The sequence below is a fragment of the Salsuginibacillus halophilus genome, from assembly GCF_003014715.1.
In the GTDB taxonomy this organism is placed as follows: Bacteria; Bacillota; Bacilli; order Bacillales; family Marinococcaceae; genus Salsuginibacillus; species Salsuginibacillus halophilus.
Map to the genome: position 1 here is coordinate 246,762 of NZ_PYAV01000001.1, position 14,476 is coordinate 261,237.

15 protein-coding genes are annotated in these 14,476 nt (G+C 42.4%); 13 read left to right on the plus strand and 2 right to left on the minus strand.

From position 1 onward, the window contains the following. Positions 1-39 precede the first annotated feature (39 nt). From B0H94_RS01215 to B0H94_RS01245, 7 genes are all read left to right on the plus strand, one after another. Complete coding sequence (locus B0H94_RS01215; protein ID WP_181315192.1) at positions 40-903, plus strand: PHP domain-containing protein; 864 nt, start codon at positions 40-42, stop codon at positions 901-903. A 107-nt stretch (positions 904-1,010) separates the two neighbouring features. Next, positions 1,011-1,919 (plus strand): homoserine O-acetyltransferase MetA, encoded by a 909-nt coding sequence (gene metA, locus B0H94_RS01220; RefSeq protein WP_106587404.1) that lies wholly within the window; start codon positions 1,011-1,013, stop codon positions 1,917-1,919. Between the two features lie 29 nt (positions 1,920-1,948). Next, a complete protein-coding gene (locus B0H94_RS01225) occupies positions 1,949-2,782 on the plus strand; it encodes an alpha/beta fold hydrolase (RefSeq protein ID WP_106587405.1) in 834 nt (277 codons plus the stop codon). Positions 2,783-2,804: 22 nt separating this feature from the next. Beyond that, positions 2,805-4,019, plus strand: coding sequence for an EAL domain-containing protein (locus B0H94_RS01230; protein WP_181315193.1), 1,215 nt, complete (start codon positions 2,805-2,807; stop codon positions 4,017-4,019). Between the two features lie 39 nt (positions 4,020-4,058). Further along, the gene (locus B0H94_RS01235; protein ID WP_181315194.1) at positions 4,059-7,691 is read left to right on the plus strand and encodes a dynamin family protein; all 3,633 of its coding nucleotides are present in this window, start codon (positions 4,059-4,061) and stop codon (positions 7,689-7,691) included. A 78-nt stretch (positions 7,692-7,769) separates the two neighbouring features. Beyond that, positions 7,770-8,114 carry a cyclic-phosphate processing receiver domain-containing protein gene (locus tag B0H94_RS01240; RefSeq protein WP_106587408.1) on the plus strand — a complete coding sequence of 115 codons (345 nt, stop codon included), beginning with the start codon at positions 7,770-7,772 and terminating at the stop codon, positions 8,112-8,114. A 112-nt stretch (positions 8,115-8,226) separates the two neighbouring features. Continuing rightward, entirely contained in the window at positions 8,227-9,453 is a 1,227-nt protein-coding gene (locus B0H94_RS01245; protein WP_181315195.1) for a DUF418 domain-containing protein, read from the plus strand. Here B0H94_RS01245 and B0H94_RS01250 read toward each other — a convergent pair. Beyond that, entirely contained in the window at positions 9,439-9,741 is a 303-nt protein-coding gene (locus B0H94_RS01250) for a YppG family protein (protein ID WP_181315196.1), read from the minus strand. The two genes, B0H94_RS01245 and B0H94_RS01250, sit on opposite strands and share 15 nt — an antisense overlap. 87 nt (positions 9,742-9,828) lie before the next feature. Here B0H94_RS01250 and B0H94_RS01255 point away from each other — a divergent pair, with 87 nt between their 5' ends. The 6 genes from B0H94_RS01255 to B0H94_RS01275 all read left to right on the plus strand — a co-directional run bounded on the left by B0H94_RS01255 (position 9,829) and on the right by B0H94_RS01275 (position 13,653). Further along, positions 9,829-10,722, plus strand: a complete 894-nt coding sequence (locus B0H94_RS01255; RefSeq protein ID WP_181315197.1) for a dipeptidase — start codon at positions 9,829-9,831, stop codon at positions 10,720-10,722. Between the two features lie 56 nt (positions 10,723-10,778). Continuing rightward, a complete protein-coding gene (locus tag B0H94_RS15485) occupies positions 10,779-11,066 on the plus strand; it encodes an iron-sulfur cluster assembly accessory protein (protein ID WP_427909920.1) in 288 nt (95 codons plus the stop codon). A gap of 326 nt (positions 11,067-11,392) precedes the next feature. Beyond that, on the plus strand, positions 11,393-11,578 hold the full coding sequence (locus tag B0H94_RS01260; protein ID WP_106587412.1) for a hypothetical protein: 186 nt from the start codon (positions 11,393-11,395) through the stop codon (positions 11,576-11,578). A gap of 14 nt (positions 11,579-11,592) precedes the next feature. Further along, positions 11,593-12,384 (plus strand): ABC transporter ATP-binding protein, encoded by a 792-nt coding sequence (locus B0H94_RS01265; protein ID WP_106587413.1) that lies wholly within the window; start codon positions 11,593-11,595, stop codon positions 12,382-12,384. Next, a complete protein-coding gene (locus B0H94_RS01270) occupies positions 12,381-12,647 on the plus strand; it encodes a hypothetical protein (RefSeq protein WP_106587414.1) in 267 nt (88 codons plus the stop codon). Before B0H94_RS01265 ends, B0H94_RS01270 begins: the two co-directional genes overlap by 4 nt. A 187-nt stretch (positions 12,648-12,834) precedes the next feature. Continuing rightward, a complete protein-coding gene (locus tag B0H94_RS01275) occupies positions 12,835-13,653 on the plus strand; it encodes a SurA N-terminal domain-containing protein (protein ID WP_106587415.1) in 819 nt (272 codons plus the stop codon). A gap of 42 nt (positions 13,654-13,695) precedes the next feature. Here B0H94_RS01275 and B0H94_RS01280 read toward each other — a convergent pair whose 3' ends face one another. Beyond that, a complete protein-coding gene (locus B0H94_RS01280; protein ID WP_106587416.1) occupies positions 13,696-14,238 on the minus strand; it encodes a GbsR/MarR family transcriptional regulator in 543 nt (180 codons plus the stop codon). Positions 14,239-14,476 lie beyond the last annotated feature (238 nt).

Genomic DNA, 14,476 nt, shown 5'->3' on the forward strand with positions numbered 1-14,476 from the left:
TATCAATGGCGGTGTGTGTCGTGCATGGAGGAATTTACAGTGACCTATCGGGATACAGATTTACATATGCACACTACAGCTTCAGATGGAGCTTACCCACCATCTGAGCTTATGAGAAAGTGTGCAAAAGCCGGCTTGAAGTACGTTGCTGTAACAGATCACGATACAACCGATGGAATTTGGGAAGCGGTTACTGAAGCCAAAAACCTTGGCATCACTTGTATTCCAGGAATTGAGCTTTCTTCGCGCTGGCGCGGCCGTAGCATTCATGTGTTAGGTTACGGAATGAATCCTGATGATGAACAGCTTCAAAACGAATTAACTGAGCAACGTCGGCAGCGGCTTGAGCGGATGCAGCAAATGATCGAAGCCTGTCATCGTGAAGGTCTTGAGTTTTCTGAAGCACAAGTTTTTCAATCAAAAAGTGGTAGTCTAGGCCGTCCACACCTTGCAAAAGTTTTGATAGAAGAAGGGTATGTTTCTAGCGTAAGCGAGGCTTTTCATCGTTATTTAGGTGAAGGGGCACCATGTTTTGTTCCGAAGCCGAAAGAGCGTCTTCCTTGGGAAATGGCTACGATGATTCGCGATGCAGGTGGTGTTGTGGTACTTGCCCACCCTGGTCACTACAATATGGATGAAGATGTTTATGAGTGGCTGCTTGAAGGTTGGCTTGACGGTATTGAAATCGAACATCGTGACCATTCAGTAGCAGAGCGCGAACGTTATACCCGGATTGCTGCGAGTGCTGAACAAGAAAGGAAGCGTCACGTTGTGCGTACCGGAGGGTCGGATTTTCATCATGAAACGCACGGACGTGTAGATCAGCAACTCGGTGACGACCGGGTAGCGGATCAATTAGCAGATCAATTGTTAAAGGCAGTGGAGGAACGAAAAAATTCGTAATATCGAAGCGAACGAATTGAAATTTTTTCACTTTTTTGTTATGTTGACGTTCGTAATGTATTTAGACAAAAAGAGCTGAGTCATAGCAAAGAAAAGGAGAAGCAGCAATGCCGATTAAAGTACCTGACCATCTGCCGGCGAAAGATATTCTGCAGGAAGAAAATATCTTTGTGATGAACGAAAGCCGTGCTTATCAACAAGATATTCGTCCACTAAAGATTTTAATATTAAATTTAATGCCGGAAAAACAAAAAACAGAGACACAGATATTACGGTTGCTTGGTAACACGCCACTGCAGCTGGATGTTTCATTTATTCACCCGGATACCCACCAGTCAAAAAACACATCAAGTGAACATTTATCGACCTTTTATAAAACGATTGATGAAGTTCAAAGCCGTACATTTGATGGAATGATTATTACAGGGGCGCCGGTTGAAAAGCTCCCATTTGAAGATGTTGATTACTGGGAAGAGCTGAAAATGATTATGGAGTGGAGCCGCTCTCACGTGACGAGCACTCTTCATATTTGCTGGGGCGCACAAGCTGGGTTGTATTACCATTACGGTGTACCAAAACACAGCCTGCCAAAAAAACAGTTCGGCGTATTTTCCCATCATGTGACGAATACAAACGAAAAATTAATGCGCGGATTTGATGATTACTTTTTCGTTCCCCACTCTCGTTATACAGAAACAAGGCGTGAAGATATAGAGCAAGCTGAAGGTGTGCATATTTTAGCCGAATCAGAAGAAGCTGGGGTGTATATCGCGGCAGCTGATGATGGCAGCCAGATTTTTGTAACAGGTCACAGCGAATACGATGCTTTCACACTTAAGGAAGAGTACGAACGTGATCAACAGCGTGGCTTAGCAACTGACGTTCCTGAAAATTATTTTCCTAAAAATGATGCTTTAACAAAGCCGCCGCTTCGCTGGAGGGCTCATTCGAATCTGTTGTTTACAAATTGGTTGAACTATTATGTTTATCAAGAGACGCCGTTTGATTTTGCGTAACATCGATGTGTTGAAAAGGGTGATCCGCTTTGGCTGAAATTGATGGTGTTAAGCTTCATACGGAATGGTACGATAGCCTCGGGGCGCATGATGCGGCGCCGAGGTTCGTTTTTTTATTGGTGCACGGTATATTTTCAACAACATTCAGCTTTCAAGCACTCATACCGAAACTGCAGGCGTATGGCGATGTATTAGCAGTGGATTTGCCCGGGTTTGGTCAAAGTGAAAAAGGGATGAAGTATCATCATTCTTATGATCAAATGGGACGCACCCTTGAGAAGTTGATCGCTGAAAAAACGGCAGATCGTCCGGTGATTGCTGTCGGCCACTCGATGGGCGGTCAAGTTGTGTTGCGTCTTGCCCGCCAACAACCGCAGCGATTGAAAGGGATGATTCTTTTAGCACCTTCAGCAGAGCTTCCAAAAAGCCCGCGGCTGTTTCGGATGATGACACGTTTCCCTTTTTTTACGCTCTGGCTGCGTAATTATGTACAAAAAAAAGATCCTTACACCGTTTTAAAAACTGTTGTTCACGATGAATCTTTAGTGACGAAAGCGCAGGCAGAAATTTATGCCGAGCCTTTAAAAGATCGCAGATTTTATCACTCGTTAAAACGTCTCATTCGTGAACGGGAAGGAGATCTATCAGAGCGTGAATATAAAGCCATTAAAATTCCTGCCTTAATCCTATGGGGAGAAAACGACCGCGTTCTACCCGTTCAATCTGGAGAGCGCTTAGCAGCAGCCTTACCTGATGCTGTTTTTTATACACTTAAGTCCACAGGACATTTAATATCTGAAGAAAGCCCTGAAACGGTAGTTACGTATATTGATGCATTTCTAAACGAACGTTTTAATGTGTGAAAACACGAAAGGAGGGGATTTTTTGGACGCACTTGAAATTGTGATGAACCAAACTCATCTTGTCCCGTACTATCAGCCGGTGGTGAGTGCAGACCGTCAGGAAATTGCCGGCTATGAAATGTTCGGGCGCTACATAACAAAAGCAAGCGAAACGGTCAGTCTTGCACCATTTTTTTTAGATCCAGAAGTTCCGGAGGATTATCAAATTGAAGTTGACGAATGTTTGCAGGAGCGGGCATTTTCGGATTGGATCAATGAAGGAAGTGGGCTTTTATTCTTAAATATAGGAGCCCATATGTATGCTACTGACCGCGGAGAGCAACTGATTGCCAGGATATTAGCATGGGAGAAAGAAGGCCTTGATCGAAAAAAACTCGTCTTCGACATTCCTGAACATGCCATTGCAAGTGATAAGCACCGGGTAACCTCGTTTATTCAGTACGTAAAAAGCCTCGGCATACAAGTTGCAATTGATGATGTTCGAATGGGAGGCGGCGATTTAGAAGCCATCGCTGCAGCGAAACCAAACATCATCAAAATCGATGCAGCAGCAACCAAAGATGACGAAATTTTAAAAAATGTGTTTGCAGAAGCAAATGCAATGAGGATGCTGAGCCGTAAGCTCGGGGCTGTCCTTTTAGTTGAGCGTTTGTCATCATTTCATGATTTATATGCTGCCTGGATGCAGGGCGGGCGGTATTATCAAGGTTACTATATAGATAAACCGAAGAAGGATTTTCAAGCAAAAGACCAATACAAGATGAAACTGCAAAAAGATTATTATTATTTTTTAGATTACGAGAAGAAAAAGATTGAAGCGCAAATCCAACTTCGTGAGCTTTTAAATGAGCGGCTGCAGCCATTAATTAAAAATTTCAAACGAGACTCATCATTTGATGACTTCATTTTGAACATGGGTCGTGAACTTGGAGAACTTGCTTTTCGAATTTATATTTGCGATGAAAAAGGGTTTCAGCGGTCTGCCAATGCGCTTTTTAAAAACGGTGAATGGTCGGCTTATCCAGAGGATGAGGAAGTTAACTGGAGCTGGCGTCCTTATTTTCTTGAAAACATTATGCGCATGGCTGTGGAAAAACAAGGGATTTTATCTGATCTTTATACAGATATTCATACAAACGAACGAATTCGTACGTATGCTGTACAGCTGCATGAAGAAGCTTACATTTTTATTGATCTGCCGTACAAAGTTTTATTTCAGCGTGATTACTTACTATAAGGGGTTCAACGAGTCTAGTGATTTAAAGGCGGGACAATGATGAGTGTGAATGATCAGGGATACATGAATTTTGAGCAAACATACACAGTAAATGAGGCCGCATTAAAAGCACTGCTTGAACAACTAAAAACAAACCCTCCGCCAATTCAGCAAAGTGAGTTTTACCGCTTGCTTCATCGTCTTGAATTAAAAGCAGCATCTTTGCAAATGACAATAGCATTTGCTGGTCTTTTTTCTTCAGGTAAATCAAGCTTAATCAACGCACTTTTAGGAGTTGAGGCACTTCCCTCACATCCGGTGCCTACGAGTGCAAACGTTGTGACACTTTCACGCGGCGAAGAGAGTTTACATTTAAAGTTTACCAATGGAGATACCAAGACAATAAACAGCTTTCCAGATTGGGAAGAGGTCCAATCATTTTGTAAAGGTTACGGAGCTATTGAAAAACTGCACATACAATCTGAAAGTTTCCAGCTCCCCTATGGTGTTCAGCTGATGGACACGCCGGGGGTGGACTCTACTGAGGAACTGCACGCATCAGCTGCTTTTGAGGCATTACCAAACGCTGATGTTATTCTATTTTGTATGGATGTTCAACAGGCAGCTTCGTCGCAAAATACAGATTTTCTAGCTTCGCTTTGTCAGTTCCATTGGCGGATCATTCCGATAATGACGCAGGTGGATAAATTAAAAGAGCGTCCCGGCCCACAGTTTTTGTCCCATTTTGAACATCTCAAGACTGCGGCCAAAGCAGATATTGAACCACCTATTTTTATTTCAGCTCATCACCCGGATCATGAACAAAGTGAGACTGAACAACTGCTACTAAACTTAAGTGCCTGGTGTGCTTCATATCACTTGCCATTTATGACCATATGGGGACACTTATATCAATTTAAGAATCAGCTGCAAGTAAACATTCGCGAGTTTGCAAACAGGAAGCTTGAAGCACAGCAGCAGCAAGTTCATGATTTGCAAAATGAGCGCGAAGACTGGGAGGTATTTGAAAAGAGGTTTGAAAAAAAGCTGTTTCGCATCATTGATCAATTTTGGGAGAAAGCGAGTTTAACTCCACACAGTGCCCGCGTTGCTGCCCGGAATTATTTACATGAAAAAGCAGGGACAAAAAAAGCGAAGATGTTGCTTCAGTTGCCTTTCACACGTAAGTCTCAAACAGACCATGAGAATAAACTGCTTCATGAATTACAAGAACAAATGGATATTCACTTTTATCTGCCTGTGCGTAAAGAGGTTGAAGTCTTGCTTTACGAACTCAATTGCAGTCGTGAACGCGTGCGTGAAATAACTTCTCAACTCCACTTTCACATAACAAGCGATATACTGCTGAGGGCTGAGCGTAAAGGTGCTCGACTCTCTCAAGAATACGTCATTCAATTCTGCCGCAATATTTCACTTGAGCTTAAGTTTGAGATGAAGCAGCGGCTGCAGTTGATTCTACCGGCTATTCAAAGGTACGCAGAAGAAGCTAAAAAAGAAAAAATTCAAGAGTTAGATAAAGGATTAGAGCAAGCTTGGCAGAATCTTCATACCTTAGAGGATAAGCAGACAAAAGATGAAGCCATCCAAAACTGGCAGACACATGTTGAAGAACAGTTGACTAACCTTTTACAGCCTGCAAATCCCCCGGCGTCTGTAAAACGATTATTTCAACTCACAGCGTATCAAAACGAAAATGAAGCTGTAGATCTGCACAAATTGGCACAATACCAGTGGCATCATCATGGTAAGCGGCGTGAATCAGTGCCACAGCTTACCGCAGCACAATTAGCAGATGTCGCGGAAGAAATGAAGGATTTGCCAACGCTCTATTCGTTTACGGAAACGGTGGAGCGGCTCGTAAATAAGTTAAATACGCCTTCTTACCGAATTGCACTGTTTGGTAAGTTTAGTACAGGAAAGTCTACGTTACTCAACGTCATTGCTGAAGGGGCTCATTTTCCAGCCTCCCCGGAACCAACGACAGCTTTTCCAATGGAAATACGGCCGCCGACACCTGAATTTTCAAATGGAAGAGCGCAAGTGCGTTATAAAACCGCTGATGAACTGTTGCAGGACATCAATGATTACTTGCAATTTGCCGGGAAGAAAGTTGTAAATGCTGCAGAAGCTCAAGCTTTATTTACAAAAAAACGTTACAACGATTCGTCAGAAGGAGAAGAACAAGAAGAAACAGAAGAAACATCAATCCACGATTTACTTCATGAAGAAGAGCTCCAAGTGATCTGGAAGTTGTCTGAAAAACTGCTAGAGGCTGAACACCATGCAGGATCAACAATTTTTCTTGATCAACACGAACTTGAACTGTTAACAAAAGATAACGAGCAAGCACTGCTTGTTAAAGAAGCTGTTTTGTACAGAGCTCATGCATTTTCAGATGTGAACGCGACGATTATTGATACTCCTGGCGTAGATTCAATACACACGCTCCATACCGAGCGGGCATTTGAAGAACTGCGAAATGCTGATGTTATGATCTATATGATGTATTACACGCATGCTTTTTCACGAAGTGATGTTTCAGTCATCCAATCGATGGCCGCAGCGAACGACATCCGTACAAGTGATCATACCTTCTTTTTATTGAATGCAAGTGACTTAGCAGAAAACGAACGGGAGCTGCATGAGGTGCTTTCTTATACAACGGCAAATTTACAGGCCCTTTATCAAAAGCCTCCATGTGTTCTTCCGGTTTCCGCTAAAGAAGCACTTGCTCACAACAACTCGTCCACAGGTGGCTGGCCGTTTATCAAGCAAACAATTCAAGCTTACTTACAAAATGAAATTACAGGCAGGTTGAAAATTGAAGCTGCCAGGTTACTCAAGGAAATTGAGCAAGAATGCAGTCGTCAGCTTTACCAATTATCCCTCGACAGAGTGACCCGGATTCAACGAGTTGAATCCGCAGGTGAGACGGTTGTTTCTCAAGTGAAAGCTATGTCAGTAAATGTTTACGTTGAGGTCGTAAAAGAAGAAGTGCATGAACAGTTTTTTCACCTCATGCAGCGGACAATGTTTAAATTCGGTGATGAATTTAAGCGCGTGTTAAACCGTGGCAGTTTTTCAGAAACACAAAACTTCACTTCTCAGCTGAAACGTCAAACGTACGAACTTTTGCATTGGATCATGAGAGAGTTTAACGATGATATGCGTATGACGCTGTGGCGTTGCGAAACATTTGCCGCGCAACAGTTTCAACAGTTTCAAAGGGAATCTGCAGAGGCGCTTAAACAGGCAGGTTTTCCTGTGAATATGAGTGAGTCTCCTTCGTCTCTGCCTGTAACGTTTCAAGAAAAACTAGAACTTGATGATATTTTTATACAAATTGATCCGCTTATTGAAGGGTACGATCATTTAAATCAATTTTTTGTTCATGAAGGTATTAAGGCGTACCGGGAATCATTAGAGCAGCTGCTTCGTCCATGCATTCAACAAGCGTCTGTGCGCTTTCGAGCGCTGGTAGCCGAAATGCTTGCAGACGTTGTAAACGAAAAGCTTAATGCAGAACGAGAGGTTGTTTTACAAAGAATCACAGATTATATAACGGCATCCTGCACTTCTACTGATGAAGAGGATGTGCAGATAAGGTTACGTTCGTTACAACAACACGTTTTCAATTTACATGAATCGGCATCGTTTTCCAGTGATGTTTAAAGTAGGGCGCGTGGATGTTATAATAAATGTAGTTGCACATTCTCGGAGGCAATCAGGTGTGTAATAAAGGATGATTTTTTGGAACTGTACAACATTTTTCTTGACGACACTCGTTGCTGCCCCGAAGGATATACACTTGTTCGTTCAGCAGAAGAATGCATGGAAGTTCTGTCAACTGATCGTGTTTATAAACACATTTCTCTTGATCATGATCTAGGTTCTAAATCATTAAATGGTTACGCTGTTGTAGAATATATGATAGAGAATAAAATTTACGCTGAGCGCATTACGGTTCACTCAGCCAATGCCGGTGGCGGCAAGCGTATGTATGAATCACTTCTACGCGCTAGAGAGCAAGGTGTGTTCCCTTCACACGTCAAAGTGTATTTGCGGCCGATGCCGCTTTTTCAAAAACAAATTTAATTAATAATTTTTCACTCACCACCTTCGCAGTGAACGGTTGATGAGAACTTTCATTGCAGAAGGGGGTGGGGGCTTTTTTTATATACATAAGATAGACGAAGGAGGAGATCAGGTGAAAACATCATCTTTATCTCCGGTCGGTGAGCGGGTTGAATTTTTGGATATTGTGCGCGGGTTTGCGCTTTTAGGCATTTTTTTAGTCAATATTCAGCTATTTAGCTCGCCTAAATTTTATACTGAAGGCACAAATATTGAATTATGGGAGCACCCGATTGATCAATGGGTTGAAGCAGCCATTGCTTTGTTTGCAGATGGTAAATTTTATACGATGTTCTCAATTCTATTTGGTATCGGTTTTTTCATGTTTTTGTCAAAAGGTGGAGTGATAGATTCGAATCGTCTTCCTTTATTTAAGCGTCGCCTGCTTGGATTATTAATGATAGGCTTTATCCATCTCGTTTTTATTTGGAGCGGTGATATCCTATTTAATTATGCCTTAAGCGGCTTTTTACTGCTATTATTTTTCCGTGCATCAAAAAGAACACTCCTGCGCTGGGGGGTCGTGTTTTACTTTGGTGCTATTGCACTTATGAGTGTATTTATGATGCTTGCAGAAGTTGTGAATGTTTACTTTCCGGAACAGAGCGATGTTGTAAAAACATTATTCCTTGAAGCCGAGCAGGTTTATCAAACTGGAAGTTATACCGAAATTTTAATGTTTCGTGTTTTTGAAGAGCTTCCTTTTGTTGCTGCGAATTATTTACTTGCTGTACCGATGGTGCTTGGTTTGTTTATGATTGGTTTTTATGCAGCCAAGCAAGGTTTGATTTCGCCTGATGAAGCGGGAAGGCAGCAGCTAAAATCGATTTGGAGTGCAGCATTAATTGTAGGCGTAATTACGGCTGCTTTAGAGCAGTTGCTGCAAGGTGAACAGTCGTTAATCCATCCTGTTTTTGATGCTGGTTTAAAAGAATTTAGCGGGGGCATTGCCGGTTTAAGTCTCTGCTTGTTTTATATGACAAGCACTTATTTTCTTTTGAATATGAAAGGGCGCAGCTTACTGCGCCCGTTGCGCCATGTAGGACAAATGGCACTGACGAACTACATGATGCAGTCAATTATTGCGACAAGCATATTCTATGGTTATGGTTTTGGATGGTTTGGTCATACACATTTAATAACGGCGGTGGGCTTGGTATGCGTCATATTCTTAGGCCAAATTGTCTTCAGTAAAGTTTGGCTTTTGTATTTTAATTTCGGCCCGTTAGAGTGGCTCTGGCGTTTCTTTACTTATAAAAAGAGGCCGGTTTTCCGCCGCTGCAAATCATCGTCCGGGTGAAAACAAACTAGGTAGCATTCGTAACAGCGGAGAAACTTGGTGATACGTTTTCATCGCAGTGTCAATCGTCTGCATCGTTTTTTGGACATCAAACTCGCCATTAGGGTTAGTAAAGGCGTATTTGAACTGGTTATATCGCGGCCGCGCCTGCATTGGAGGTTCTAGTCGCCCATGAAACGCAGGTGGAACAAATGGCTCCTGTCGATGGAAAGGTGTCATCGGAGGGTGCATTGGGCGCATCGGCATAGGTCGTTGTGGTTGGTGGTGCATAAATGGAGGCTGCTGCATCATCTTCACCTCTTCTTTAAGTGTAGTTGTTTGTAGTTTATGCAGTTTGTAGGTGCATGCGTTCAAAATTTTTTTAGAGGTGAGATAATGAGAGTAAGCGATAGTCATTGTGATACTCTTTGGCAGCTGTGGCGCAACGGATGGGAGCGTTTTCCTGTAGAAGGTAAAATAGATGTGACGCCTGAGCGTTTAAGTCAAGCCGGCGTGCTATATCAAGTGTTTGCTTTATTTCAGCCTGTGTTTGAACGCCGTTCGGATGGTTGGGATATTTTACTGCAGCAGCTTGATTTATATCACCAATTAATTGAAGGCGCAGCCTGGACAAAAGGGGAAAGTGGTACAACGCCAATTCTGGCTCTTGAAGGGGCAGATTCAGTAGGGGCTTGTATGGATCGCTGGCGCCTATTGCGTCAGTCCGGGCTTAAAATGGCAAGTTTCACTTGGAATGAGGCAAATGAACTTGCAGATGGCTGCCTTGAACCGAGAAATGCAGGCTTATCCAAGCAAGGTTTCGAAGTACTTTCTTTTTTAGATGAAAGTAACATTGCCGTTGATGTGTCTCATTTAGGAGAGCGTTCATTTTGGGATGTTTTTGAGCATCAAGGCATACGGCTGGCCAGTCATAGTAATGCCCAGGGTGTGTGCAATCATAAGCGTAATTTAACTGATGAACAAATTAAAGCTTTGATTAATGCAGGTGGGTTTATGGGTGTTGTTTTTACACCGCCATTTCTTAACGGAGAGAATCGTGCCGGCTTTGATGATATTGTACGTCAAATTGACTACATCGCTTCTTTAGGCGGTGAAGACATTGTCGGTTTCGGTTCGGACTTTGATGGTGTTACGTATTACGTTGATGGACTTCATTCTCCGGCAGATGTAGGTGAGCTGCTTGATTATATGTTAAACTACTACCAAGCTTCATTTGTAGAAAAAGTTGCCTCAAAAAATTTTCAAACGTTTTGGGAATCAAGACTTTAAGGTTTTCAAAAAATATGAAGATAAGATAGAATAAATACGATTGAGAGGTGAGTGAAATGCAAATTACAGATCAGGCAAAGCAATTTTTAGAAAGCATTATGAATGAGCATGGCATGGATCAAATTCGTGTCGTATTTGCGGGCATGGGCTGAGGAGGCCCAAAATTTGGGTTGTCTCTGGATGAGGCACAAGCAGATGATGATGTCCGTACAATCAATGGAATCCAAGTCGGCATTGAAGGTCAAATCGTCGATCACGTGGCAAACGTCACGCTTGATGTAGATGAAGATGAAGATGGTGAGCAAGGCCTTGTTATGGCCGGTGCCGGCGATGATTGTTGTTAAAGAAAAAACACCTGTCTTAAATAAGGCAGGTGTTTTTTTGCGCGCAGAGCGTGCAACGCGGTAGCTTGTCTCTCTGCGCTGTTGCTGAAGTTCACCGCAATTGTTCTATTCGTCTCTTCAGGTTACGCCGCTACGATTTCATCAATGAATAAGCATTTATAAAATTATACGAATCGAACTTTCAAGTCGTTATAACATAAGTAAAATAGCCTTTTATATTTTAGGAAACTTCCTGTCTTAATCAAGGCAGGAGATTTTCTAGTGTTAGGCTTATAAATTGAGGGTAACGTTAAAAGAGGATTTGAATTTTCAAAGGAGGAAGTTACATGCAGGTAGAGGTTCATTTTTCGTACAGCGTGAAAGGGGATCATAAACATCAGACACTTCATCTAAATGTCAGTGATGAAATGTCTGAAGAAAAGATTAAGGAATACGGGAAAGAACAAGCGGCTGATTGGACGAAACATGATATTGAAGATATAACTATAGATTCGCTTCGCTATATTGAATAGCGGAGGCATACGTTATGATTTCGTTTCAGGATGTTGAAGTAAAACAGCAGGGAAACATTTTGCTGCAGGATATTAACTGGCATGTGGATGCCAAGGAACACTGGGCACTTATCGGCATGAACGGTGCCGGGAAAACGACACTCTTAAAACTTTTAAATGGTTATATGTGGCCGACAAAAGGGGAGATAGCTGTTTTTCAACAACCACTCGGTACAGTGCCGGTACAAGTGATGCGCCAACGCATTGGGTGGGTGAGCGATGATTTAACAGCGCGCTTTCAAAACAAACAAAACGAGACCGCACTTGCGATTGTCTTAAGTGGCTTTTTCGGGAGTGTCGGTTTGTTTGAACAGACAGATGATTATCAGCTTGCTCAAGCTGAAAAAGCTTTAGATGATTTAAAGGTGCTTCATAAAGCAGATGAACCGCTCTATCGCTTAAGTCAAGGTGAAAAGCAGCGGGTTTTGATTGCAAGGGCACGTTGTTTCTCACCGGACATTTTAATTTTCGATGAACCAATGACAGGCATGGATGTTCGCGGGCGTGAAGATATGGTCGCTGCAGTCGATGCGCTCGCTCGAGTTGAAGACGGTCCTACAATCATATATGTCACCCACCATATTGAGGAGATCGCTCCCTCGATCAATAAGACTGCGGTATTGCAAAATGGAAACATAACCCATTGCGGAGGCAAAGAACATGTATTGACCTCTCCTATATTGTCAGAAGTATTCGATGTTTCTGTGAATGTGCATTGGGCTGCACAACGTCCGTGGTTAATCCGTGATGAGGAGGGCATGCAATGAAACAGGCAGCTTTATGGCGAAAACTGCGGTGGAGTTTTGGGGTCATTGGCGGTCTTTGGATGCTTCTTGTTATTTTTACAGATGGGGCAGTCGAGGTGACAGGGTTGTTTGCTTTCATTATTAGCGGTTTTCTTTTCAGCCTGGGCCTTGAACTGCTTTTTTTACCTTCAGAAGACCGGGGCTTTGCATACGTGTCATTGTTTGGCGGTTTTTTAGCTTTGTTTTTTGCAGTTCATAGGGTTTTTGGGATCATGACTTGGTAATGTTGTAAAACATCACACAATTTTTTATCTTCGGCCATAAAAGCGAAATTCCCTGACATATCAGGAGTTTCGCTTTTATTTGTACAAATGTCGAAGTGTAAATGTTCCTTGAGCCGGTTGATGCCTGTTACACAAGGCACCGGTGTGTTACAATGCGTAAAGCAACAGCCTAGAAAGGGGAATTCCAATGAAGAAATTTATGCGATATGCGATTGTAACAACTGCAGCAGCGGTTGCTTTAACTGCCTGCGGTGATGAAACAGCTGAAGAAGCACAAGAAAACAATGATGAAAATGGTGCCGAGCTAGAAGAAGATGGTAACGGCGATGAAGATGAAGATCCAGAGGCTGAAGGTGAGCCGGATGAAGAATTAGATGAAGAAGAACTCGAAGAAATGGAAGATATGATGGAATCGCAGGAGCCGCCGGAAGCGGATCTTGATGATATCCCTGATGTCGTTGCTGAAGTCAATGGTGAAGAGATTCATAAAGAAGAATTCGAAGAAATTTACGAATTTTATATGATGCAGATGATGGGGCAGTTTGACCCTGAAGATGAAGAAGCACAGGAAGAAATGAAAGAAGCCGTAGCCCAAGAGCTTGTAAGCCAGGAACTGTTAATGCAGGAATTTGAAGAGCGCGGCTACGAAGTCGATGAAGATGAAGTAGAGGCCGAGCTCGAAGAACGTAAGGAAGCTCAGCAAATGCAGATGGGCGGCGAAGACTTGTCTGAAGAACAAGAAGAGCAGATGCGTGAAGATATTGAAGTCAGCTTGAAGCTTGATGAATTCCTCGATGATGAAGGAATCGAAGCTGATGTTAGTGACGAAGATGTTCAGCAAATGATTGATCAACAGCTGCCAGAAGGTGAAGAAATCGAAGAAGAAGAACAGGAAATGATTGAAGAACAAATTCGTCAACAGCTTGAGCAACAGCAGGAATCTGAAGAGATTCAAGCGGTTGTAAACGAGCTTGAGCAAGATGCAGACGTTGAAATTCATATTTAATGAAAAAAGTCCGGCGAAAAAACCGCCGGACTTTTTATGTAATTAATGCCGTTTTGGCACATATTCGAAAATCGTTCCGTCTTCGAATAAAAAAATCACTTCGTTCAACCATTCATAGTACGCATGAGCTTTACGAACTTTGGCGAGGTCACTGTTTGTTTGTTCTTGAATGACAGGATCCTCCGCATTATCGTGTATCTGTTCAAGTTCAACAATAGCATCCTTTGCTGCTTTTAAGTTTGCATCTGTTGCAGCTTTCCAACGATTAATGAATACAGAAGAAAAAGATTTATACCAATCCTCTTCATCTTTATACAAATCTTTACGTACCCCTTTTTCCCAAACACGCTCGACCATGTCTGCTTCTGAAAGCAGGCGGATATTGTTGCTCATGCTTGTTTTACTCATACCAAGGGCTTCACTCATTTCATCGAGCGTCATAGGTGCACATTGAAAAAAGATCGTTCCGTATAAACGGCCAACGGTTTGAGAAATGCCGTACACTTCCATGTTTTGCGCCATCTCTGCGATAAAGCGCTCCCGAATCACATCCAGGGTCTCCCACTGCCTTGTTTCAGCTGCCATATAAGGTTGGAGCCTCCTTCACCTTCTACTAATGTAAAGTTTAACAAAAGCCATATACAGATAGAAAACGACAATAATGGGTCAAATGATAAGCAATTACAAGGAATTTAAAGAAAATGCGCCATAAATTACGTACAGTTTATTCTGTATATAAAAAACAGAAAGTACAGGGTTGATACGGTTGTTGTTGAAATAGGGACTTAAGAGGTATAGTATGAAAGGTGAGCGATAAGCACGG